This window comes from Streptomyces xinghaiensis S187 (assembly GCF_000220705.2).
In the GTDB taxonomy this organism is placed as follows: domain Bacteria; phylum Actinomycetota; class Actinomycetes; order Streptomycetales; family Streptomycetaceae; genus Streptomyces; species Streptomyces xinghaiensis.
The window spans coordinates 3,400,355-3,422,544 of the sequence record NZ_CP023202.1 but is presented as its reverse complement, the minus strand read 5'-3'; the positions used below and the strand labels follow the sequence as shown (position 1 = coordinate 3,422,544).

The following is a 22,190-nucleotide window of genomic DNA, read 5'->3' as shown; positions in this document are numbered from 1 at the left end:
GGGGTACTCCTCGGTTCCGCCCGGTGTTACTCGGTGGGCCGCTCGTGGGTGTGGCCATCGTGCAGACCGCCGCCGCTGCCCGCGTCACCGTCGGTGGGGACGGACTCCACCGGCTCGGTGAGGGAGCGCAGGTCGTGGGCGTAGGTGCCGACGGCGTTGGCGATCACGTCGATGTTGACGTCGAACGCCTCCATGCTGATGTTCGACAGGTCGTCACACGCCTCGTGGTAGCACGGGTCGTACGCGACGCCCGCCTGCCCGCCGAACAGCTCGGCCTGCTGCTCCGTCTTGACGCCCTCGGCGCCGGTGAAGGTTCCGCCCGAGGGGATGCCCGCCTCGATGAAGGGCCCGTAGTCCGAGCGCCCGGTGAAGTCCGTGCCCGCGTGCGGCGTGCCGCGGCGGTCCAGGAAGTCGGTGATCTGGCGCTCGATCTGGGCCGACCCCTCGGGGCCGGGGCCGGCGCCCACGGCGTCGGAGTCGTCGCCGTCGTAGACGAAGAGGCCGTAGTTGGGCGAGGCGATCATGTCGAAGTTGAGGTAGAGCTCGATCTGCTCGCGCTGCGCCTCGGTCAGGTCGGCGACGTAGTTCTCGGCGCCCTGCAGGCCCAGCTCCTCGGCCGACCACCAGGCGAAGCGCACCTTGTTGGCGGGCTTGGCGTGGGACTTCGCCAGTTGCAGCGCCACCTCCAGCAGGCCGGCCGAGCCGGAGCCGTTGTCGTTGATGCCGGGCCCCTTGGCGACGGAGTCGAGGTGGGCGCCGAGCATCACCGTGCGGTCGGCCCTGCCGCCGCGGGTCTCCGCGATGACGTTGCGGGTGGTGCGCTCCTCCTGGAGGGCCCGGATCTCGTAGGAGACGGTCACCTCGCCCTCGGCGGCCTCGGCGGCGAGGGCCTCACCGGCCTCCTGGGTGATGCCGCCGGTGGGGATGCGGCCGGCGTCGGCGGCGCCGAGGGTTCCGGCGAGGGAACCGTCGGTGTTGTTGTAGATGATCGCCCCGACGGCTCCGGCGTCGGCGGCCGTGGCCTGCTTCTGGGCGAAGGTGCAGCCGCCGCGCTTGACGAGCGCGATCTTCCCGGTGAAGGTCTGGCCGGCGTAGTCGGCGGCGTCGCAGCCGCTGGTGCCGTTCTCGTCCACCGGCGCGGCGGCGACGGGCGCCGTGATGCCGCCCTCCGGGGTGCTGGTGGTGTAGGTCATCGCCGAGACCTCGATGTCCCGCGCCTCCGGCGAGACCACGGAGAGCTTCTCGGCGAGCGTCTCGGTGTAGACGAACGTGAAGTCGTCGTAGGCGACCTCGTAACCGGCCTTCTTGAGCAGCTTGTAGACGTAGGCGGCGGAGGCGTCGTAGCCGAGCGAACCGGCGGCGCGGTGGCCGCCGGTGGAGTCGGCGATGGCCTGGAATCTCTCCAGGTGGCGGTGGGCGTTCTCGGCGGAGGAGCGCTTGACCAGCTTCTTGGCGAGCTTGGCGGCCCGGTGGGCCGGGTCCGGGTGGGCGGTGGCCGGGCCGGCCGAGGCCAGCAGCAGCGGAGTGGCGAGCGCGGCGGCGGCTATGGCCGCTATCGCCCGGCGCGGGTGGCGGACATCCACGGAGGTTCCTTCCGGCAGAGGGCTGGGCCGATGGGGGGCGGTCGGCGACGGCTGTCCGGCATCCGGTGGAGCAAGTCCGTGATGCGAACAGTCGGTGTGGAAGGGAAAGTTAAGGGATGCGGGCGGCCGCTGGGAACGGCCGCGACGTTTTCACCTCGAATTTTCACGTCCGGCATCCGGGCCCGCCGGACGGGTGCGGCGGACGGGAGCCGCCGGGCGGCCCGGCGACGGCCGCTCCGTCCGCCACCGTGCCCTCTCCGCGCGGGCGTGCCAGGCTGGAGGCGGAAGCTCCGGCAGAGAGCGGTGAGGACGATGCAGGCACAGCTCGGCGACCAGATCGTAGTGGAGAGCGGAACGACGGGCGGCGCCCGGCGCGACGGCGAGATCGTCGGACTGCACCACGCCGACGGCACTCCTCCGTACGACGTGCGCTGGTCGGACACCGGCCGGGTGACGGTGGTCTTCCCGGGGCCCGACGCGCACATCCGTCATCTGCACCACGAGGGCGGACCGGACCGCCGGTCCTGATCCCCCGGGCCTGAACTCCCTGGCCTGGGCGCCTCCGGGCTTGAACTCCCGGGCCGGGACGGCGGGACGGCCGGGGCGGGCTCCGGGCGCGGGCGCCACCGGGGCCGCGGCGCGGCCGCCGCGGCCGCGGTGGGCAGGGTGGGTTTCAGCGGCCCGGTGTGCCCAGGACGCGGGTCTCGATCCGCCGGCGGACCTCCTCGGTGAGCCGGGCGAGCGCCTCGGACACCCCGGCCTCCGGGGCCCGCGGATCCCTGATCCTCCGTGCGGCGTCCGGGAGTTCGGCCAGATCGGCCTCGAAGCGGCGCCGGGCGGCGTCGAGCGGGGCCGCCGGGGCGGTGCGCCGCCCGCCGGTCATCACGGTCTCCAGCAGCGGTTCGGCGCCCGGCGGCACCGGCTCGTCCCGGAGCGCGATCGTGTCCCGCAGGCCGGGGCGGCGGAAGACCTGCTTGGCCGCCGGCCGGGTGACCTTCCGGCTGGACAGTTTCATCACCGGGCGGCCGTCGTAGGAGACCAGCTTGTAGGCGGAGTCCAGGTACGGGGCGTCGGCGGAGACGCCCGCCCGGGTGCCGACCGCGTAGGTGTCGATCGGGGCGCCCGAGGCCACCAGCCGGTCGATCTCGTACTCGTCCAGGCCCCCGCTGGCGGTGATCCGCACCTCGGGCAGCCCGGCCGTGTCGAGGATGTGCCGGGAGCGGACGGCCAGTTCGCCCAGGTCCCCGCTGTCGAGGCGGACCGCGCAGCCGGGTCCGTAGCCGAGGTCGTGCAGGACGCGGGCCGCCGCGTGGACGCCCTCCTCGGTGTCGTAGGTGTCCACCAGCAGGGTGACCGGCCCGGGGTGGGTGCGGGCGAAGGCCCGGAAGGCGGCCTCCTCGTCCTCGTACGCCTCGATGTACGAGTGCGCCATGGTGCCGACGGCCCGCAGGCCGAAGGCGCGGGCGGCGGCGACGTCGCTGGTCCCGGCGAAGCCGGTGAGGGCGCTCAGCCGGGCCATGGCGTGACCGGCCTCGGTGCCGTGGGTCCGGCGCAGCGCGAAGTCCACGACCGGGCGGCCGCGGGCGGCGAGGACGCAGCGGGCCGTCTTGGAGGCGACCGCCGTCTGGTGGCTGACCTGGTTGAGCAGGATGGTCTCCGCGAGCTGGGCCTGCGGGAGCGGGGCGGTGACCTCCAGCAGCGGCTCGCCGGCCAGCACGATCCGGCCCTCGGGGACGGCGCGGACCTCGCCGCGGAACTCCAGGCCGTTCATCGCCTCCAGCTCCTCGGCGGGCCGGTGCATCGCCGCCGCGAAGGCCGTCGTCTCGGCGGGGCCGACCCGGAGCCGGGCCAGGTGGTCGAGCGCCGGTTCGAGGCCCGCGGCGACCAGGAAGCCGCGGCCGGACGGGAGCTTGCGGACGAACAGGCTGAAGGTGGCCTCGCCGGTCATGCCCTCGCGCAGATACGCGAGGCACATGGTCGCCTCGTAGAGATCGGTGGTGAGGACGTCCTGTGACGGCGCTTCTCCGGTCATGACGGCAGTATCCGGTCCGGTGGGGTGCGCGGCATGTGCGGCGAGTGCGCCATCGGTGTCCGGTGTGCCCGGCCGGCGGCGGGAGGGGAGCGGTCCCGCACGGCCCGCTCCCTACTCCTGCGGGGCCTCCACCGGCAGGGGGGAACCGGTGGTCGCGCCGCCGTCCACGACGAACTCGCAGCCCGTGGAGTACGTCGCGTCCGCGACGACGAACAGCGCCATCTTCGCGACCTCCTCCGGCCGCCCGAAGCGCGGGATCGGCTGGGTGGTGACCAGGGACGGGTCCAGCCCGGCGGTCATCGGCGTGGCGATCGGGCCGGGGTGCACGGAGCAGACCCGCACCCCGTCCGGGGCCAGTTCCAGCGCGGCCGACTTCGTCAGACCGCGCAGACCCCACTTGCTCGCCGTGTAGGCGCCGAGGTTGGCGTAGCCCATCAGCCCCGCCGTGGACGAGATGTTGACGACCACGCCCCCGCCGGCCCGGCGCAGGGACGGTACGGCCGTGTGCAGGCCCAGCCAGGCGCCGTGGAGATTGACGTCCAGGACCCGCCGGAAGGCTTCCGGGCTCTGCTCCCCGACGGTGCCGAAGTCGACGATGCCCGCGTTGTTGACCAGCACGGACACCGGGCCGTACGCCTCCTCCGCCACCGCGACGGCGGCGGACCAGTCGTCCGCGACGGTGACGTCCAGCGGGTGGAAGCGGGCGGCGGGGCCCAGCTCGGCGGCCAGCGCCTCGCCCTCCTCCCGCAGGACGTCGCCGAGGACGACGGAGGCGCCCTCCGCGGTGAAGAGGCGGGCCATGGCCGCGCCGATGCCCCGTGCGGCACCCGTGATGATGGCCGTGCGACCGTCCAAGCGGCCCATGTCGGCTCCCGGTTCGTCGGTTCGTCGGTGCGTCGGTGCGTCGATCGTCATCCTGCGGCCCGTCGCCCGGTCCCGCCAGAGGAGAGCGGCCCCGGCCGCGGGGTGCGGCGGGGGCCGGTGGCGGCGGTGCCCGGGCGCCGGGGAGCGGTGTGCCGGGGGGTGCGCGCGGGCGAAGAGGGTATCCGGAATTTCCGGTTTTGTTTCCGCCGTTCGGGGCTACCCGGGGCGGCATGGCCAGTCAGGATGCCGGCCGGGACATGGTGCGGTGGTTCGAGGACCTCTCGTCCGGCGATGTCGCGGTGGTCGGCGGCAAGAACGCCTCCCTGGGTGAGATGATCTCCAACCTCTCCGCCCGGGGCGTCCGGGTGCCCCCCGGCTTCGCCACCACCGCCGCGGCCTACGAGGAGTTCCTCTCCACCGGGGACCTGCGGGACCGGATCCGGGAACGGCTCGACGCGCTGAGCGCCGGGGCCGCGCCGGCCGGGGCGGGCCGGGCGATCCGGGAGCTGATCCTCGGCGCGGAGCTCCCGCCCGGCCTGACCGCGGCCGTACGGGAGGCGTACCGGGAGCTCGCCGCCAGGCTGGGGCGGGACGACCCGGATGTCGCGGTGCGCTCCAGCGCCACCGCCGAGGACCTCCCGGAGGCCAGCTTCGCCGGGCAGCAGGAGACCTTCCTCAACATCACCGGTGAGGAGGCGCTGCTCGACGCCTGCCGGCGCTGCTACGCCTCGCTCTTCACCGACCGCGCGATCAGCTACCGCGAGCACCACGGCTTCGGCCATCTCCAGGTGGCGCTGTCCGTGGGCGTCCAGGAGATGGTCCGCTCCGATCTGGCGGGCGCCGGGGTGGCGTTCACGCTCGACACCGACAGCGGTTTCCCCCGCGTCGTGCTGATCAACGCCGCGTACGGGCTCGGGGAGTCCGTCGTCTCCGGCACGGTGGACCCGGACGAGTACCTGGTCTTCAAGCCGCTGCTCGGGAAGCCGGGGCTGAAACCGGTGATCTCCCGGACGGCCGGCCGCAAGCAGACGAAGATCGTCTACGGCCCCGGGGGCCCGGGCCGGGCGCCGACCGAGACCGTGGAGACCTCCGGGGAGGAGCGGGAGTCCCGCGTCCTCGGCGACGAGGAGATCCTGGCGCTGGCCGAGTGGGCCGTCGTCGTCGAGGAGCACTACGGCTGCCCGATGGACCTGGAGTGGGCCAAGGACGGGCGGACCGGCGAGCTCTCCGTCGTCCAGGCCCGCCCCGAGACCGTGCAGACCCGCAAGGACGCCGGGATCCTCCGCTCGTACCGGCTGACCGGCCACGACGGTCCGCTGGTGACCGGCCTGGCCGTCGGTGACGCCATCGCCACCGGCAAGGTCTGCCGGCTGCGGACCGCCCGGGAGATCGCCGACTTCGAGGACGGGGCGGTGCTGGTCACGGGCGCGACCGACCCCGACTGGGAACCGATCATGAAGCGGGCGGCGGCCATCGTCACCGACCGCGGCGGCCGCACCTCGCACGCCGCCATCGTCAGCCGGGAACTGGGCCTCGCCGCCGTCGTCGGCACCGGTGACGCGACCACCGTGCTCAGCAGCGGCCAGGAGATCACCGTCTCCTGCGCCGAGGGCGAGGAGGGCCGCGTCTACCCCGGCATCCTCGACTACGACGAACAGGAGACCGACCTCGCGGACATCGCCCCCACCCGCACGCGGGTCATGCTGAACATCGCCAACCCCTCGGCGGCCTTCCGCTGGTGGCGGTTGCCGGCGGACGGCGTGGGGCTGGCCCGGATGGAGTTCGTCGTCAACAACCACATCAAGATCCACCCGATGGCGCTCGTCCACCACGCCACCCTGGAGGACGCGGACGCCCGGGCCCGCATCGACGCCCTCACCCGCGGCTACGAGGACAAGACCGCCTTCTTCGTCGACCGGCTCGCCCACGGCGTCGCCCGGATCGCCGCCGCCTGGTGGCCCAAGCCCGTCATCGTCCGGATGAGCGACTTCAAGACCAACGAGTACGCCAGGCTCATCGGCGGAGAGCCGTTCGAACCGGGCGAGGAGAACCCCATGCTGGGCTGGCGCGGTGCCGGCCGCTACTACAGCGAGGGTTACCGCGAGGGCTTCGCCCTGGAGTGCCGGGCCATCCGCCGGGTGCGCGACGAGATGGGGCTGACGAACACCGTCGTCATGATCCCGTTCTGCCGCACCCTGCAGGAGGCCGACCGGGTGCTGGAGACGATGGCCGCCCACGGCCTGGAACGCGGCCGGGAGGGGCTGGAGATCTACGTGATGGCGGAGATCCCCTCGAACATCGTCCTCGCCGCGGAGTTCGCCGACCGCTTCGACGGCTTCTCCATCGGCAGCAACGACCTCACCCAGCTGACCCTGGGGATCGACCGCGACTCGGAGCTGCTGGCCCGGGAGTTCAACGAGCGCGACCCGGCCGTCACCCGCAGCATCGAGCATCTGATCGACACGGCGCACCGCAAGGGCCGCAAGACCGGGCTGTGCGGGCAGCGCCCCAGCGACGACCCGGACTTCGCCCGCTTCCTGGTGGGCGCCGGGATCGACTCGATCTCCGTCACGCCGGACAGTTTTCTCCTCGTCAAGGAGAACGTCGCACGGGCGGAGCGGGAGGGCGGCGGGGCGGGCGGTCCCGGTGCCTGAGCGCGGCCGAGGTGTCCGAGCGGACTTCCGGCGTGCTGCCCTCCGAGGTGCCGTACCGGCCGGGGACGGGCTAGCGTGACGGCATGTCCGATCCGGCGGGAGCGACGCGGGTGCGCCCGGGGCCGCCCCGGCACGTCCTGGTGGCCACCGACCTCTCCGCGCACGCGGAGCGGGCCGTCGGGCGGGCGGCGGCGCTCGCCGCGGAGCACGGCGCCGCGCTGACCGCCGTCCATGTGACCGACCCGGATCTGGATCCCGGCCTCCTGGCGCACGCCGGTGAACGGCTCCGCGCGCAGCTCGGCCGGTGCGCGGGAGCGGTGGAGGCGCACGCCGTGGTGCGTTCCGGAGGAACGGCGGCCGAACTTCTGGAGGAGGCGGGGGAGCGGGGCGCGGACCTGCTCGTCGTCGGGGCGCACGGCGGGCACCGGAGGACCGGGGGGCTCCTCGGCGGCACCCCTCAGGACCTGGTACGGGCGAGCGACGTCCCGGTGCTGGTCGTCCGCATCCCTCCCGAGGTGCCCTACGGCAGGGTGCTGCTCGCCGTCGACACGTCCGAGTCCTCCTTCGTCACGGCCGGAGCCGGTATCGCGCTGACCCCGGGCGCGGAGCATCTGCTGGCCCACGCGATCACCGTCCCGGGCGAGCACCTGCTGCTGATGCGGGGGATGGGCGAGCACGAGCTGGAACAGCTGCGGGGTACGGCCGCCGAGCGGTCGCGGACGGAGATCGAGCGCGGGGCGGCCGGGCTCGTGCCGCCGCCCGCGCAGATCCTGGTGACCCCGGGCCGGGCCGAGGACGCCGTCCCCGAGCTGGCCGACCGCTACGGCGCCGGCCTGGTCGTGGTCGGCACCGGCACCCGGCACGGCCGGCTGGGCCGCGCCCTGCTGGGCAGTGTCGCCCGGCATGTGACGCAGGAGGCGGTCTGCGACGTCCTCGTCGTCCCGGCGGGGGCCGAGGGGCCGTGACGGTGTCTCAGGTAATCCCGGCCGGAAGACCGAGCAGCGCCCGCATCGACTCCGCCGCCCGGACGGCCGCGTCACCGCAGCAGTTGTTGAACAGCACGTGGAGCCGCTCCGTCCGCTCCGCCATCCCGCGCACCTTCGGTATCCAGGCGGCCAGTTCTTCCTCCGTGTAGCCGTGCCGGAACCGGTCCTCCTTGCTGCCGGTCCCCCAGGCCGTGCTGCGGCCGTGGAAGCGGACCACGCCCAGCCGCGGCGACGTCACCGGGGTGACCGGGGGCACCGAGGCGGGCAGACCCTGCGCCATGTCCATCGCCACGGCCGCGAAGCCGAGCCGCGTCAGCAGGGCGGCCGTGGCCTCGCGGGTGTCCGCGCGCCACCAGTCCGGGTGCCGGAACTCGACCGCGACCGGCCGGCCCGCGGTGCGCTCCGCACAAGCGTGGAGGGCGTCTGCGGCCCGCGCGCCGGGCGCGAACCACGGCGGGAACTGGAACAGCACGGTGCCCAGCCGGTCTGCCTCGCGCAGGGGTTCGAGCGCCGTGGTGAAGCGCTGCCACACCTCGTCGAGCAGCGCCGGGTCGGTGCTGCCGGGGCCGCGGCCCCGCTGCCGGGGGAGCGCGGGCCGCAGATCGGCGGGCAGGGACGCCTGCGGCGTCGGATGCCCCGTCAGCAGAGAGAACGCCTTGACGTCGAACACGAAGCCGGGCGGGGTGCGCTCGGCCCAGAGCAGGCTGTTGCGACGGCTCGGGAGGGCGTAGTACGAGGCGTCGACCTCGACGACGGGAAACCGCTCGGCGTAGTGCCGCAACCGCCCCTCCGGATCCCGGCGGCCCGGCGGATACCAGCCCGAGGCGATCAGCGCGCGGTCCGTCCAGGAACACGTCCCCACCAGAATCTCGCCCATGACCGCTCGGCTACCCGGCCCGGGGCGGGACACGGCACGCCGCGCCGGTGTGAACCGGGGGCGGCGGCGAGCCCGGGCGCGGACCCGGAGCCGGCCCCGGGGGCGGTGCCGTCGAACGCGCGGACGGGCGTCACCGGTGCTCGGGCGTGCGCCGGGCCGGTTCCGCGGCCGGTCGGTCCCGGCCGTCACCGGTCTCCGGCCCCGTCGTCTGCTGCCCTGCCTTTTTCCGTCCTGGCTCCGCTGCCGCACCGGCGGTTCGGCGGGCGCGGCGGAGGAGGAGCACCGCCGCCAGCAGCCCGGCGAACACCGCGGCCACCACGGGCACACCGATCTCCGCCAGCGCCCCCGCCAGCAGCCGCTGCACGGCGCCCGCGCCGTCCACCACGGGGTCGGCGACCGGACCGCCGTCCAGCACCCGGATCTCGTACCAGCCGTAGTACGCCACATACGCGCCGGCCAGGAGCAGCAGCCCGCCGCCCAGCCGTGCCGCGGCCCCGCCGAGCCGGCGCAGCCGGCCCACCCGCGCGGTGCGGGTCAGGGCCACCGACAGCGCGGCCGCACCGGTGATCAGGCCCATCCCGGCCGCGTAGGCCGCGAACAGCGCCACGCCCGCCGCCACCGAGCCGCCGCGGAACGCGGAGACCACGATGGCGAGGAACGGCGCGATGGTGCAGCCGAGGGAGGCGATCGCGTAGGCGCCGCCGAACAGGGCCATGGACGGCAGGGAGCGGGAAACGGTGGGCGCGCGGCGGAGCTTGGGGAGCAGCGCGGGCAGTTGGCGGCCGGCCAGCAGCCAGACGCCGACGAGGCCCAGCAGCAGCCCGAAGACGATGGTGAACCAGGGCAGATGCCGCTGCACCTGTCCCGCGACGGGGGCGACGGCCAGCCCGAACACGGCGAACACGGCCGTGAAGCCGGCCGTCATGGCGGCGGTCGCGGTCAGCGCGCGGCCGACCAGGACCGCGCGGGAGGGGGTGTCCCCGCCGTCGCCCAGGACGAGCAGGGAGAGGTAGGCGGGCAGCAGTGCGAATCCGCAGGGGTTCACGGCGGCGAGCATGCCCGCCGTCAGGGCCAGCGCGAGAGGGAGGTCCGGCACGGCGGATCAGCCGACCAGCTCGCGGACCTTGCCGGCCAGTCCCTCACCGGCCGGCAGATTGCCGGTGAAGACCGTCTCGCCCTTGTCGTCGAGCACCACGTAGACGCTCTGCTCGGTGACCCCGAACTTGCGCCACAGTGCGCCCGGTTCGTCGTTGAGCTGGGGGAAGCCGCCGACCTTCGCGGAGCTGACGAAGTCCTTCATGGCCGCCGGCTTGTCGAGGCCCGCGACGCCGACCACGTGCGCCTTCCCCTCGAACTCCTGTGCCACCTTCGCCGTCTCCGGGGCCTGTGCCTTGCACTTGGGGCACCACGGGGCCCAGAACCACAGCACGGTGGGCTTGCCCGCGAGCTCCGCTCCGTCGAACTTCTGTCCGTCCAGGGTCTGTCCGGTGAACCGGAAGGCGTCGGGCACCTCCGCCGACCCGTTCGCGTCCCCGTCCTCCGTCCCGCCGTCCGTGCCGGCCCCGTCGGCCGGCTCCTCGCCGGACCCGGCCTCCGGCGAGGATCCGGCGGCGGTGCCCGCCTCCCCCGATCCGCCGGACGCGCCGGACTCCCCGCCGGAACCGCACCCGGCGACGGTGAGGAGGACGGCGGCCGCGAGGGCCGGAAGGAACGAGCGGTGGACGGGGACACGGACGCGCATGGCAGCTCCCAGGATTCGGTGTGTCAGCGGCGAATCTAGGCGCCACCGGCCCGGAAACGGGCCGCCGAGTGCTTACGGTTCCGTGACACCGCCGCCGCACCGGCCGCCCCGCACGCAGGTCCCCGGTGCCCCGGCCTCCGGCTGCGCCCCCGGGCTCCGCCGTCCACGTGGCCGTCCGGCCCGTGGAGTTCCCCCTCCGTACCGGGCCCGTGACCGATCGCCACTAGGCTTCCCGCGGAGGACGACGTGGACAGACAGAGCCGAACGACCGGCGCGAGCACGGGAATCGGCACCGGCACCGGCCCCGGCGCGGGCCCCGCCGCCGGCCCGCCCGCCTGTGACGGGACCCCGGTCGGGGAGCACGGCGCCTGCCTCGCCCATCTCACCGACGCCGACCGGGCCGCCTATCTGGCCTCCCTGACCCCGGGCGCCGATGTCGACCACCGCGGCACCCCCTTCACCCAGGAACTGCTCACCGCCCTCCTCACCGCGCTGCGCGACCCCGCCATCCGGCGGCCGCGGATCGGCACCGCCCGGTTCGACGGGGCGCGGTTCGCGGGCGGAGCCGACTTCGGCGGAGCGTGCTTCACCGGCGACGCCTGGTTCTCCGGGGCGCGGTTCGCGGGCGACATGTCGTTGTCCGGGGCGGAGTTCGCCGCCGACGCCTGGTTCCAGGGGGCCCGCTTCGCCGGGACCGCGGGCTTCGGCGCCGCCCAGTTCCGCGGCAGCGCCTGGTTCCACGACACGCGGTTCGGCGGCGACGGATGGTTCGGCAGTTCCCGGTTCCACGGGGCCTGCTGGTTCACCGGCGCCCGGTTCCGGGGGCGGGCCCGGTTCGGCGCGGCACGCTTCGCCGGTGACGCCCGCTTCAACGACACCCTGTTCCAGGGCGACGCCTACTTCACCGTGACCCGGTTCTCCGGCGCCGCCGGCTTCGACGGGACGGAGTTCCGCGGATCGGCGGGCTTCGGCGGGGCACAGTTCTCCGGGCAGACCTTGTTCCACGGCGCACGCTTCGCGGGCAACGCCCGCTTCGACATGGCGCGGTTCGACGACGCGCCCGTACTCGGCCCGCTGACCTGCGCCGACACCCTCGTCCTCGCCGGTGCGGTGTTCGCGGCGCCCGTCGTCGTCGAAGCAGCGGTCACGAAGGCGGTCTGCGTACGGACCCGCTGGTCGTCCACGGCCACGCTCCGGCTGCGCTACGCCGGCGTCGACCTGACCGACGCCGTCCTCGAATACCCCCTCACCGTGGCCGCGGCCCCGGCCCCCTTCACCGCCCCGGAGGGCGGGACGGTCCCCGGGGCGGAACTGCCGGACGGCGACCCGGCGGTCCGGATCCTCTCGCTGACCGGAGCCGACGCCGCGCATCTGACGCTCAACGACGTGGACCTCACCGCCTGCCGCTTCTCCGGCACCCTCCACCTCGACCAGCTGCGCCTGGAGGGCCGGTGCGTCTTCGGCCGGAGCCCGGCCGGCCGGACCGGGACCCCGCCGCGCCGCTGGGCCCGGCGCAGCACCCTGGCCGAGGAGCACCACTGGCGGGCCGGGCGGGAATCCGGCCGCCGCCCCGGACGGCCGCACGGCTGGGAACCGCCGCCCGACGGCACGCGCCCCCCGGAGCCCGCCGCCCTGGCCGTGCTCTACCGCCAGCTGCGCAAGTCCCTGGAGGACGGCAAGAACGAACCGGACGCCGCCGACTTCTACTACGGCGAGATGGAGATGCGCCGGCACGACCCCACCCGGGCCTCCGCCGAACGGAGACTGCTGACGACCTACTGGGCGCTCTCCGGCTACGGGCTGCGCGCCTCACGGGCCATGTGCTGGCTGCTGGGCGCCGTCTCCGTCACCGTGCTGGCGCTGATGCTGTGGGGCATACCCGCGGCCGTCCCCGAGCCGGGGCAGGCGGCCGGACCGGACCGCGGGAGCGCGCAGCCGGCCGGCGAACCGGCCACCGAACCAGCCGCCGAACCGACCGCGCCGGACGGCCCGTTGGCCGAACGCCTCACCACCGAACGGTGGGAGAAGTCGGTACGGGTCGCGGTCAACTCGGTGGTCTTCCGCTCCGCCGAAGCCGAACTGACCACCGCGGGCGTCTACATCGAGATGGCCTCCCGCCTCACCGAACCCCTCCTGCTCGGCCTCGCCGTCCTGGCCGTCCGCGGCCGCGTCAAACGCTGAGGCGCCTGCGCCTCCGGCGAGCTGCCGGAAACCGGACTTTGCCCGCTCTTTACAACCCGCTCCGCCGCCGCCTCGTCTCTCCGCTCGACCGTCACCCAGTCCGCCGGGCACCCGGGCGGACCGACGAAAGAGAGCGATCCCATGCGCCGAACTGTCCTCAGTGCCCTCGCACTCGCGTGCACCGCCGTGCTGGCGGGCACCGGGCCCGCGTTCGCCGGCGGGGCGGCCGAGGCCCTCACGGCCCGTCCGGCCGCGGACGCCTCCCCGGCCCCCACGGCCGTCCCCACCGAGGCGCCGGCCCCGGACTCGCAGGCTCCGCGGGACGAAGCGTCCGAGGCGCCGGCTCCCGCCTCCCCGGTCCCCACCGTCGAACCGTCCCGCGAGCCGGCCGAGGGACAGGTCTCCGTCGTCCCGTCGGGCGCTCCCGACACCGGAGTGACCGCGGACGCCTCGCCGTCCGGGACCGGCGGCGGGCTGATCGGCGGTGCCGCCGCCGCGGTGCTCGTCGCGGGCGGCGCGGGGGCCCTCGTCGTACGCCGCCGGCGGGCGGCCGGGGCCTGACCCGTGATGCCGCTCTCCAGGCGCGCCTTCGCCACCGCGGCGGTGTCCTCCCTGCTGGTGGGGTGCGGAGGCCGCGGGGCCGCGGCCCCGTCCTCCGGCAGCAGCCCGCCGCCCCCGTCACCGCCGTTGTCCTCCCCCGCCACCGGGAAGCCGGGGCGGACCTCCGGGCGTCCGGCGGCGGTGCCGGTCCGGCTGCGGATCCCGGCCATCGGGGTGGACACCCCGGTCATGCGGCTGGGGCTGGCGGCGGACGGCACCGTGCAGGTGCCGCCGGCCACGGCCGGCGACCGGGCCGGCTGGTACCGGCACTCGCCGCCCCCGGGGCGGACCGGCCCCTCGGTCATCCTCGGCCACGTCACGGTCGGCGAGGGCCGGGACGGGGTCTTCCGCCACCTCGCGCGGCTGCGCCGCGGCGACCGGATCGAGGTGCGCCTGGAGAACGGCACGACGGTGGCCTTCGCCGTCAGCACCGTACGGACGGTCGCCCGGGCGGACTTCCCGGCCGACGACGTCTACGGGGACGTGGACCGCCCGGAGCTGCGGCTGATCACCTGCGGCGGCCCCCGCACCGCCGACGGCTACCGCGACAACGTGATCGCCTTCGCCGCACCGAGCCCGCCGGGCCCCTGACCCCGGAACAAGCCCTCTTCCGGAACAAACCCCGGCCCCGGAACGGACGCCGGGCCGGTGGAACGCACACCGGCGGCCCGGCATCCTCCCAGCCGGGCACGGCACACCACCACGACCCTGGAGAGCGTTGAAACGGTCCCGTGACGAGGCGGCGTCCGAGCTGTTCGCCGCCCTCTACCCGCGCCTCGCCGGCTGGTGCCGCCGTCTCGTCGACGACGACGAGACGGCCCACGAGGTCGCCTCGGAGGCGTTCACCCGGCTCTGGGCCCGCTGGACGTCCGTGGAGGAGCCCCGCGGCTTCCTCTACGTCACCGCGGCCAACCTCGTCCGGGACCACTGGCGCAAGCTGGAGCGCGAACGCAAGGCGGTGCGCCGTGCCACCACCGAGGCCGCCGTCCGCCCGCACACCGAACAGTCCGACCCGTCGGTGCGCCTGCTCGTGCAGTCGCTGCCGCAGCGGCTGCGGGTCCCGATCCTGCTGCACTACTACGCTGACATGCCGATCCGGGAGGTGTCCGCGCTGACCGGGCGCAAGGAAGGAACCGTCAAGGCCGATCTCCACGCGGCCCGTGAACTGCTCCGCGCACACCTGAGGAGAAGCCTTGACCACACGCTTTGACGACGGTCCGGAGCCCGAGCCCCCCTTCGAGCCCGACGACCCCCTCGCGGTGATCCTGCGGCCCGCCTCCGACCGCCTCGGCCCGCCCCCCGGCCGCTACGAGGCGATCCGCCGCGCCGCGTCCCGCCGCCGGCTGCTGCGCACCGCGGCCGGCGCCGGCCTGTCCGCCGCCGTCGCGGCCCTCGTCGCCCTGCCGTTCTACCTGGCGTCACCGGGAGCGCCCGCGACCCCGACAGTCCCCCAGGCGCCCCCGCCCACCCACGGCCGGGTGACGCCCTCCACCCCGCCGGCGGAGCCCACCCCGTCGACCGCGCCGGAGACCCCCGGCCTTGTTCCCTCCGGCAGCCCGCGCCCCGAGGAGTCCCGCCCGCCGACCGGTCCGGGCACCGCCACGCGGGAACCGGCGGACACATGGGCGACCCCCACCCCGACCGAACCGCCCGCGAACCGGACCGGAACGTCCGCCGCCACACCCGGCGGACAGGCCCCGCCGTAGGGGGCCGCGCCGGCGCTGCCGGGAGAGGGGGCGCCACGGCTGCCGGCTTCACCGGGAGGGCTTGCTTACGCCCGGCCGTAGAGACTGTTCAGGCCGACGAGTTGAACGCTCGGTGAGGCTTCGGCGGCTGCGTATGCCTTGTCGTTGAAGCCTGCTCCGCTGAAGCACAGCAAGCGAGTGCTGGTGGTGTCGTAGCGGCCGGCCCGGGCGATGAGCTCGCGGATGTGCTTGAGACGTTCGATGTGGGCGATGCCCATGGTGTCGTTCCACTTGGCTTCGCCGATTGCCAGGAGCGGGGGCTTGGCATGTCCGTCGGCGATACCCACAACGGCCACGTCGATCTCGTGGCCCGTGCGGGCTTTGAGGTCGTGGACCACTCCATGTCCGACGCGGGCGGGCAGGCCACCGAGTACGTCGGCGTCGGCATGATGCAGGGCCCAGTCGCGGCAGACCTGTTCGAAGTGGGGCCCGAGGACATTGCTGACGAAACGGCGGCGGCTGGCCTGCCAGACCCGGGTCGCGCTGCCGGGGCGTTCGAGCTGGTCCCATACCGGTCGCATGATCGCGTGGTAGAAGCCGATCAGCGGTTCGGCGATGCGGTAGGTGGGCCGGTTGTCGCGGAAGGCGTCCGCGTCACGGTGCAGCAGACCCGCGTCTTCGAGGACGTTGATGGGGTGGGCGATGTCGGTGGCCTTGCGTTCCAGGTAGCCGGCCATGCCCCCGCGGGTGGCGTTGCCGTCGGCGACGGCCGCCAGAACGGACAGGTACAAGGCGGTGTCGCGAAGGTCGGGCTCTTCGGCCAGCAGATAGCGGGCCTCGCGGAAGAGAGGCGTCTCGGGATTGAGGACGGTGCGGACGACCCAGTCGTCGAAGTCATCCGGCCCCTTTGGCGTGTCGCCGCGTGCGAATTCGCGCCGGTAGGCGGGGGTGCCGCCCACGATCGCGTTCACCTTCATCGCCAGGTGGGGGTCGGTGATGCCCCAGAACTCGGCGGCGAGGCGGTGGTCCAGGGGGCGGACGACCAGTTCGAGCCCCGCCCGTCCGCGCAATGGGGCGCTGCCCGACAGCAGTCGGCCCATGAAGGACAGCGCCGAGCCGCACAGCAGCAGCCGGGTGCGGGAGCCCGTGCGCTGGTCACGCAGAGGCCGCAACGCCTCTTGGATGATCGAGGGCAGCTCCGGGTTGGCCTTGGCAAGATACGGAAACTCGTCGATCACTACGGGGACGGGCCGCTCGGCGCCGAGCGCGAGTAGAGCGTCGACGGCTTCCGCCCAGTTGGCGAAGTGGAACGGGCTTGCGGGGCGGACGTGCGCGGTCAGCGCTGTGCTGATCCGCCGTAGCGACTCGGCGTCGGCGGCCTCGGTCGCACCGAAATAGAACCCTCCGGCGGCACGGCAGGCGGCATCCAGCAGGAATGTCTTGCCTTGGCGGCGACGCCCGGAGACCACGCCCAGAGTCGCTCCCGGCTGAGGATCGGCGATGAACCGGCTCAGCGCTGACCACTCGTAATCTCGGTCGAACATCTCGACAGGCTTGTCCATGAGCCGCCTCAGATATAGAAGTACACCTCCATAAAACATACTCCTATCTTCTGGCGTTGCCGTGCGTCTGCCGGTCCGGGCGTTCGGCGCCGGCTGGAGAGGCCTCGCGGCGCATCGCGAAGAATGTCGCGCATGTCAGGAATGGAGAGCTGAAACCGAGACCGGGGAAAGCCGAAGACCCCGGACCGTTGAAGCGGTCCGGGGTCTTCCGTGCGCCTGAACAGGCGGCTGCGGAGGATACGAGATTCGAACTCGTGAGGGGTTGCCCCCAACACGCTTTCCAAGCGTGCGCCCTAGGCCTCTAGGCGAATCCTCCGCCGCAAACAATACAAGACGCGAGGCAGTGCTAGCGAACCCGTACCCCGGGCTTCCGGCGGCGGCCGGGCGGGGCTGTCGCCGGGCGGTGTGCGGGCGTCCGGTGGGTACCCCCGCCGGTTCGAATCGGGGTCCGGGATCCGCTAGGGTAGGGGCCAGCCCCTCACGTGGCGCTATCTCACCGAACTCCCCCAGGGCCGGAAGGCAGCAAGGGTAAGTGGGCTCTGGCGGGTGCGTGGGGGGCGTTGACGTTCCCGGGACCGGCCGGTGAGCGGGGACGGGCCCGGGGGCGGGGCGGGCGAGGCGCCTCGGGTCGTGTGCGCGGGGTCATTCGCGGGGTGGGGCCGGTTGTCGGCGGCGGCCGATATCGTCGTATGCGTGTCGTCCCTCGCGCTCTACCGCCGCTACCGTCCCGAGACCTTCGCGGAGGTCATCGGGCAGTCGCATGTCACCGACCCGCTGCAGCAGGCGCTGCGGAACAACCGGGTCAATCACGCGTATCTGTTCAGCGGGCCGCGTGGCTGCGGCAAGACGACCAGCGCCCGGATCCTCGCCCGCTGCCTGAACTGCGAGCAGGGGCCGACGCCCCAGCCCTGCGGTGACTGCCAGTCCTGCCGCGACCTCGCCCGCAACGGCCCCGGTTCGATCGACGTCATCGAGATCGACGCCGCCTCGCACGGAGGTGTGGACGACGCCCGTGACCTGCGCGAGAAGGCGTTCTTCGGCCCCGCCTCCAGTCGTTACAAGATCTACATCATCGACGAGGCGCACATGGTCACCCCGGCGGGCTTCAACGCCCTGCTGAAGGTGGTCGAGGAGCCGCCGGAGCACCTCAAGTTCATCTTCGCGACCACCGAGCCCGAGAAGGTCATCGGCACGATCCGGTCGCGGACGCACCACTACCCGTTCCGGCTGGTGCCCCCCGGCACCCTGCGGGACTACCTCGCCGAGGTCTGCGAGCGCGAGGCCATCCCTGTCGAGGAGGGCGTGCTGCCGCTGGTCGTACGGGCCGGGGCCGGCTCCGTGCGGGACTCGATGTCCGTGATGGACCAGCTCCTCGCGGGCGCCGCCGAGGACGGCGTGACCTACGCCATGGCCACCGCCCTGCTCGGCTACACCGACAGCTCCCTCCTCGACGCCATCGTGGACGCCTTCGCGGCGGGGGACGGCAGCGCCGCCTTCGAGGTCACCGACCGCGTCATCGAGGGCGGCAACGACCCGCGCCGCTTCGTCGCCGATCTGCTGGAGCGGCTGCGCGACCTGGTCATCCTGGCCGCCGTGCCGGACGCCGCCGACAAGGGGCTGATCGACGCCCCGGCCGATGTCCTCGACCGGATGCGGGCGCAGGCCGAGCGGTTCGGCGCGGCCGAGCTGAGCCGGGCCGCGGACCTGGTGAACACCGGGCTCATCGAGATGCGCGGGGCCACCTCCCCGCGGCTCCAGCTCGAACTGATCTGCGCGCGCGTCCTGCTGCCCGCGGCCTTCGACGACGAGCGCTCCTTCCAGGCCCGGCTGGACAGGCTGGAGCGCGGGGCCCTCGCGGGCGGCGCGGCCATGGGCGCGGGGGGAGCCGGGATGAGCGGCCAGGTCCCGGGGCCCGGTCCGGACGCCTACGCGGCCCCGGCCGGCGGTCCGTCCGGTCCGGCGGGGCCCGCCGCGGCCCGGGCCGCGCTGCCGAACCGGGCCGCGCAGCAGCCGCCGGCTCCCGGTCAGGAGCCCACGGCCCCGGCGGCTCAGGGGCCGCCTCCGGTCTCCCCCGGGGCGGGCGGCCCGGGGGAGGAGCAGGGAAGGACGACGGCTCCGGGCGGTGCCCCGGGGCAGCAGGGCGGAGCGGCCCCGGCCGGTCCCGGTGCGGGCCCCGGAGGGTGGCCGAGTGGCGCGGCTCCGGCCGCGGCGCCCCCTGCCGCGTCCGCTCCGGGAACGGGTGCGGGCGCGGGCACCGGTGAGGAGCGGCGGCCTGCCGGAGCCTGGCCCGGTCAGGGCGGCGGGGCCCCGTCAGGTCAGGGCGGCGGGGCCGCCGACGGCGGGCAGCGACCCGGTGGACGGCCCGGCGCGGGCGCGGGCGGCCCGGGTGCCGCACCGGGCGGTGCGCAGGGCGCGGCTCCCGGTACAGCCGGTGCGGAGGGCGCGGGCCACCGGCCCGGCGGCTGGCCCACGGCCGCCGCGCTCGGCCAGGGGCCGCGAGGCGGTGCCGCCGGGCCGGGCGGGGCCGGAGCGCCCGGGCCGCAGGAGTCCGCACCGGCGCCGGACGCTGCCGCGTCCGCTCCCGCGCCGGGGTCGGCACAGGGCGCCGCCCAGGTGCGGCAGATGTGGCCGGACATCCTGGAGGCGGTCAAGAACCGCCGCCGGTTCACCTGGATCCTGCTGAGCCAGAACGCCCATGTCATGGGCTTCGACGGCACGACCCTGCAGATCGGCTTCTCGAACGCGGGTGCCCGTGACAGCTTCGTCAGCGGTGGCAGCGAGGACGTGCTGCGGCAGGCGCTGGCCGAGTCGCTCCATGTGCAGTGGAAGATCGAATCGGTGGTCGACACCACGGGAGGCGGCGGGGGCGGTTCGGCCCCGCCCGCCTCCGGGCCGGGATCGGGCTTCGGCGGCGGAAGCGGTTACGGCGGCGGAAGCGGTGGAGGAGGCTTCGGCGGAGGTGGCGGAGGCGGTTTCGGGGGCGGAGCCCCGTCCGGGCCCCGGCAGTCCGCTCCGGCCCAGCCCTCCGCCGCACCGGCGCCCGCCGCGGACCCGGGGTCGCCGGGTGCGGCCCCGGCGCAGCCGCGGTCCCGTCCGGAGGCGACCGCTCCGGTCCCCTCCCAGCCCTCGCGCCAGCCGCGGCGCACCCCGGTGGCCCCGGAGGACGACATGCCGGCCGCCGACGACCCCGACCTCGACGATTCGGCCCTCTCCGGGCACGAGTTGATCGTTCGCGAACTGGGGGCGACGGTCGTGGAGGAGATCGCCCACGAGTAGCGGGCCCGGAGTGGCCACCGGCACGGAGCGACCACTGGCCCCCGAGTGCCCTCAGCCCTTGAGTGCACTCGTCGCCGGAGGCCCTGGTGTCCCGTGGTGTACGGACGGTTGACGGCCCTCATACGCAGCGGAGCGGAAGCCGGGGCGGTGGCGCACGGGTCGGTGTCCCGTACCGGTTTCTCCTTCTTGCGGTGTAGAGCGCGGCGCCCGGGGACCACGTAGGCTCGTCAAGCGAAGACCGAACCGTTGTCGATGCCAGGAGCGAACTCGCGTGTTTCCCGGTGGTGGCCAGCCCGATATGCAGCAGCTGCTGCAGCAGGCCCAGAAGATGCAACAGGACCTCGCCGAGGCGCAGCAGGAGCTGGCCGAGTCGTCGGTCGAGGGCTCCGCGGGCGGTGGGCTCGTCAAGGTCACGGTGTCCGGATCCGGTGAGCTCCAGGGTCTGGTCATCGACCCCAAGGCGGTGGACCCTGAGGACACGGAGACCCTCGCCGACCTGATCCTGGCGGCGGTGCGCGATGCCAACGCCGCCGCGAGCGCGCTCCAGCAGGAGAAGCTGGGCCCGCTGACCCAGGGGCTCGGCGGAATGCCGGGCCTGCCCTTCTGAGCCGGCCGGTCCGGACCCCGGCCGCGGTCTCCCGTCCGGGTCCCCGCCCGGCCAACCGCGGCCGCCCGGCGACCGGTTGAGCACAGCAGCACCGCAGCAGGACAGCAACACGGCAGAACGGCAACACCGCGGGACAGCGGCACAGCACCGCCGCCCCACCGCTCCGGGCCCCGGCCCGGTGAGGCGGCGGCGGGAAGAGAAGAAGGAGAAGGCGGCCCGTGTACGAAGGCGTGGTCCAGGACCTCATCGACGAGTTGGGCAGGCTGCCCGGCGTCGGTCCCAAGAGCGCGCAGCGGATCGCCTTCCACATCCTCCAGGCGGAGCCCACCGATGTCCGCCGGCTCGCCCAGGCGCTGACCGAGGTGAAGGCCAGGGTCCGGTTCTGCGAGGTGTGCGGCAATGTGGCGCAGGAGGAGCGGTGCCGGGTCTGCCAGGACCCGCGCCGCGATCCGTCCGTCATCTGCGTGGTCGAGGAGCCCAAGGACGTCGTCGCCATCGAGCGCACCCGGGAGTTCCGCGGCCGCTATCACGTCCTCGGCGGAGCGATCAGTCCGATCGAGGGTGTAGGGCCCGATGATTTGCGTATACGGGAATTGTTGGCCAGGCTCGCCGACGGCACCGTCACCGAGCTGATCCTGGCCACCGACCCGAACCTCGAGGGAGAGGCCACGGCCACCTACCTCGCGCGCATGATCAAGCCCATGGGCATGAAGGTCACACGACTGGCCAGCGGCCTCCCGGTCGGGGGGGACCTGGAGTACGCCGACGAGGTCACCCTCGGGCGTGCCTTCGAAGGGAGACGACTGCTCGATGTCTGACGCCACGCTGCACAACCCCCAGATGAACCCGGACGACTTCTCCGTTCAGATCGCGGACCAGATCGAGAGTTTCCTGGTCGCGGTCACGGAGGTGGCGAAGGGCGACGAACCCGGCAGCGCGATCCCGTTCCTGCTGCTGGAGGTCTCGCAGCTGCTGCTGGCCGGCGGGCGGCTCGGCGCGCACGAGGACTTCGTCCCCGTCGAGCGGTACGAGCCGGACACCGGCCCGGAGCCCGACATGGACGAGCTGCGCGAGCGGTTCGCGGTGCTGCTCGAACCGGCGGACGTCTACTCCGAGGTCTTCGACCCGTACGTGCCGCGGAGCGAGCCGGTGCCGCACCGGATCTCCGACGACCTCGCCGACATCATCAGCGATCTGCGGCACGGCATGGCCCACTACAAGGCCGGCCGGGTCGCCGAGGCGCTGTGGTGGTGGCAGTTCTCGTACTTCAACACCTGGGGCCCGACGGCCTCGGCCGCCCTCCGCGCTCTCCAGTCGCTGCTCAGCCACATCCGGACCGGCAGTCCGCTGGAGGAGCTGGACGGCCTCGACCTCGACGCCGAGGCCAAGACGGACGACGGTTCGCTGGAGGAGGAGGCGGGCCGGGTGATGGCCGCCGAGATCGGCATCCCGCTCGGCGTCACCATCGAGTCCGGCCGGTCCTGACCCCGGCCGGTGTCCGGAGGGCCTGCCGCGCGTCAAGGGCGGGAGCCGGCCCGGGCC

General features: G+C 74.2%; 18 protein-coding genes, 1 tRNA gene, 1 other RNA gene and 1 pseudogene. 13 read left to right on the top strand and 8 right to left on the bottom strand.

Annotated features, from left to right (window positions below; translation table 11 throughout):
* Window positions 1–26: 26 nt before the first annotated feature.
* Window positions 27–1,556: a M28 family metallopeptidase gene (locus SXIN_RS14635; protein ID WP_039820394.1), complete on the bottom strand. Its 1,530-nt coding sequence runs from the start codon at window positions 1,554–1,556 to the stop codon at window positions 27–29.
* 339 nt (window positions 1,557–1,895) lie between these two features.
* On the opposite strand from SXIN_RS14635, the pseudogene SXIN_RS14630 reads away from it, so the two are divergent.
* Window positions 1,896–2,087: pseudogene (locus SXIN_RS14630) on the top strand (DUF1918 domain-containing protein); the annotation flags it as partial.
* Window positions 2,088–2,256: 169 nt separating this feature from the next.
* Here the strand turns inward: SXIN_RS14630 and SXIN_RS14625 are convergent.
* Together SXIN_RS14625 and SXIN_RS14620 are read right to left on the bottom strand one after the other, a co-directional pair.
* Window positions 2,257–3,615, bottom strand: coding sequence for a nicotinate phosphoribosyltransferase (locus tag SXIN_RS14625; RefSeq protein ID WP_095757081.1), 1,359 nt, complete (start codon window positions 3,613–3,615; stop codon window positions 2,257–2,259).
* A 111-nt stretch (window positions 3,616–3,726) separates the two neighbouring features.
* Complete coding sequence (locus tag SXIN_RS14620; RefSeq protein WP_019707471.1) at window positions 3,727–4,479, bottom strand: SDR family oxidoreductase; 753 nt, start codon at window positions 4,477–4,479, stop codon at window positions 3,727–3,729.
* 230 nt (window positions 4,480–4,709) lie between these two features.
* Here SXIN_RS14620 and ppsA point away from each other — a divergent pair, with 230 nt between their 5' ends.
* On the top strand, window positions 4,710–7,133 hold the full coding sequence (ppsA, locus tag SXIN_RS14615) for a phosphoenolpyruvate synthase (protein WP_095757080.1): 2,424 nt from the start codon (window positions 4,710–4,712) through the stop codon (window positions 7,131–7,133).
* An 83-nt stretch (window positions 7,134–7,216) separates the two neighbouring features.
* Window positions 7,217–8,098: a universal stress protein gene (locus SXIN_RS14610; RefSeq protein ID WP_095757079.1), complete on the top strand. Its 882-nt coding sequence runs from the start codon at window positions 7,217–7,219 to the stop codon at window positions 8,096–8,098.
* A gap of 7 nt (window positions 8,099–8,105) precedes the next feature.
* On the opposite strand, the gene SXIN_RS14605 is transcribed toward SXIN_RS14610, so the two are convergent.
* The 3 genes from SXIN_RS14605 to SXIN_RS14595 form a co-directional block, all read right to left on the bottom strand.
* Window positions 8,106–8,996: a DUF72 domain-containing protein gene (locus SXIN_RS14605; protein ID WP_019707474.1), complete on the bottom strand. Its 891-nt coding sequence runs from the start codon at window positions 8,994–8,996 to the stop codon at window positions 8,106–8,108.
* A 130-nt stretch (window positions 8,997–9,126) separates the two neighbouring features.
* On the bottom strand, window positions 9,127–10,092 hold the full coding sequence (locus SXIN_RS14600) for a cytochrome c biogenesis CcdA family protein (RefSeq protein WP_095757078.1): 966 nt from the start codon (window positions 10,090–10,092) through the stop codon (window positions 9,127–9,129).
* Window positions 10,093–10,098: 6 nt separating this feature from the next.
* Window positions 10,099–10,737: a redoxin domain-containing protein gene (locus tag SXIN_RS14595; protein ID WP_095757077.1), complete on the bottom strand. Its 639-nt coding sequence runs from the start codon at window positions 10,735–10,737 to the stop codon at window positions 10,099–10,101.
* Window positions 10,738–10,983: 246 nt separating this feature from the next.
* Here SXIN_RS14595 and SXIN_RS14590 point away from each other — a divergent pair, with 246 nt between their 5' ends.
* From SXIN_RS14590 to SXIN_RS14570, 5 genes are all read left to right on the top strand, one after another.
* Window positions 10,984–12,918 (top strand): pentapeptide repeat-containing protein, encoded by a 1,935-nt coding sequence (locus SXIN_RS14590; RefSeq protein ID WP_238153765.1) that lies wholly within the window; start codon window positions 10,984–10,986, stop codon window positions 12,916–12,918.
* 141 nt (window positions 12,919–13,059) lie between these two features.
* Window positions 13,060–13,479 (top strand): Tat pathway signal sequence domain protein, encoded by a 420-nt coding sequence (locus SXIN_RS14585; RefSeq protein ID WP_095757076.1) that lies wholly within the window; start codon window positions 13,060–13,062, stop codon window positions 13,477–13,479.
* A 3-nt stretch (window positions 13,480–13,482) separates the two neighbouring features.
* Entirely contained in the window at window positions 13,483–14,109 is a 627-nt protein-coding gene (locus SXIN_RS14580; protein WP_095757075.1) for a class F sortase, read from the top strand.
* A 127-nt stretch (window positions 14,110–14,236) separates the two neighbouring features.
* The gene (locus SXIN_RS14575) at window positions 14,237–14,728 is read left to right on the top strand and encodes an RNA polymerase sigma factor (RefSeq protein ID WP_019706082.1); all 492 of its coding nucleotides are present in this window, start codon (window positions 14,237–14,239) and stop codon (window positions 14,726–14,728) included.
* Complete coding sequence (locus SXIN_RS14570; protein WP_095757074.1) at window positions 14,712–15,224, top strand: hypothetical protein; 513 nt, start codon at window positions 14,712–14,714, stop codon at window positions 15,222–15,224. Before SXIN_RS14575 ends, SXIN_RS14570 begins: the two co-directional genes overlap by 17 nt.
* A 65-nt stretch (window positions 15,225–15,289) precedes the next feature.
* Here SXIN_RS14570 and SXIN_RS14565 read toward each other — a convergent pair whose 3' ends face one another.
* Together SXIN_RS14565 and SXIN_RS14560 are read right to left on the bottom strand one after the other, a co-directional pair.
* Entirely contained in the window at window positions 15,290–16,765 is a 1,476-nt protein-coding gene (locus SXIN_RS14565; protein WP_019707479.1) for an AAA family ATPase, read from the bottom strand.
* Between the two features lie 231 nt (window positions 16,766–16,996).
* Window positions 16,997–17,081, bottom strand: a tRNA-Ser gene (locus SXIN_RS14560).
* A 153-nt stretch (window positions 17,082–17,234) separates the two neighbouring features.
* On the opposite strand from SXIN_RS14560, the gene ffs reads away from it, so the two are divergent.
* From ffs to SXIN_RS14535, 5 genes are all read left to right on the top strand, one after another.
* Window positions 17,235–17,333: signal recognition particle sRNA small type (gene ffs, locus SXIN_RS14555), an RNA gene on the top strand.
* Window positions 17,334–17,458: 125 nt separating this feature from the next.
* Window positions 17,459–20,041 (top strand): DNA polymerase III subunit gamma and tau, encoded by a 2,583-nt coding sequence (locus tag SXIN_RS14550; RefSeq protein ID WP_095757073.1) that lies wholly within the window; start codon window positions 17,459–17,461, stop codon window positions 20,039–20,041.
* Window positions 20,042–20,312: 271 nt separating this feature from the next.
* The gene (locus SXIN_RS14545; protein WP_078650222.1) at window positions 20,313–20,648 is read left to right on the top strand and encodes a YbaB/EbfC family nucleoid-associated protein; all 336 of its coding nucleotides are present in this window, start codon (window positions 20,313–20,315) and stop codon (window positions 20,646–20,648) included.
* Between the two features lie 218 nt (window positions 20,649–20,866).
* A complete protein-coding gene (recR, locus tag SXIN_RS14540) occupies window positions 20,867–21,466 on the top strand; it encodes a recombination mediator RecR (protein ID WP_019707483.1) in 600 nt (199 codons plus the stop codon).
* On the top strand, window positions 21,459–22,133 hold the full coding sequence (locus SXIN_RS14535; RefSeq protein ID WP_019707484.1) for a DUF5063 domain-containing protein: 675 nt from the start codon (window positions 21,459–21,461) through the stop codon (window positions 22,131–22,133). Before recR ends, SXIN_RS14535 begins: the two co-directional genes overlap by 8 nt.
* Window positions 22,134–22,190 lie beyond the last annotated feature (57 nt).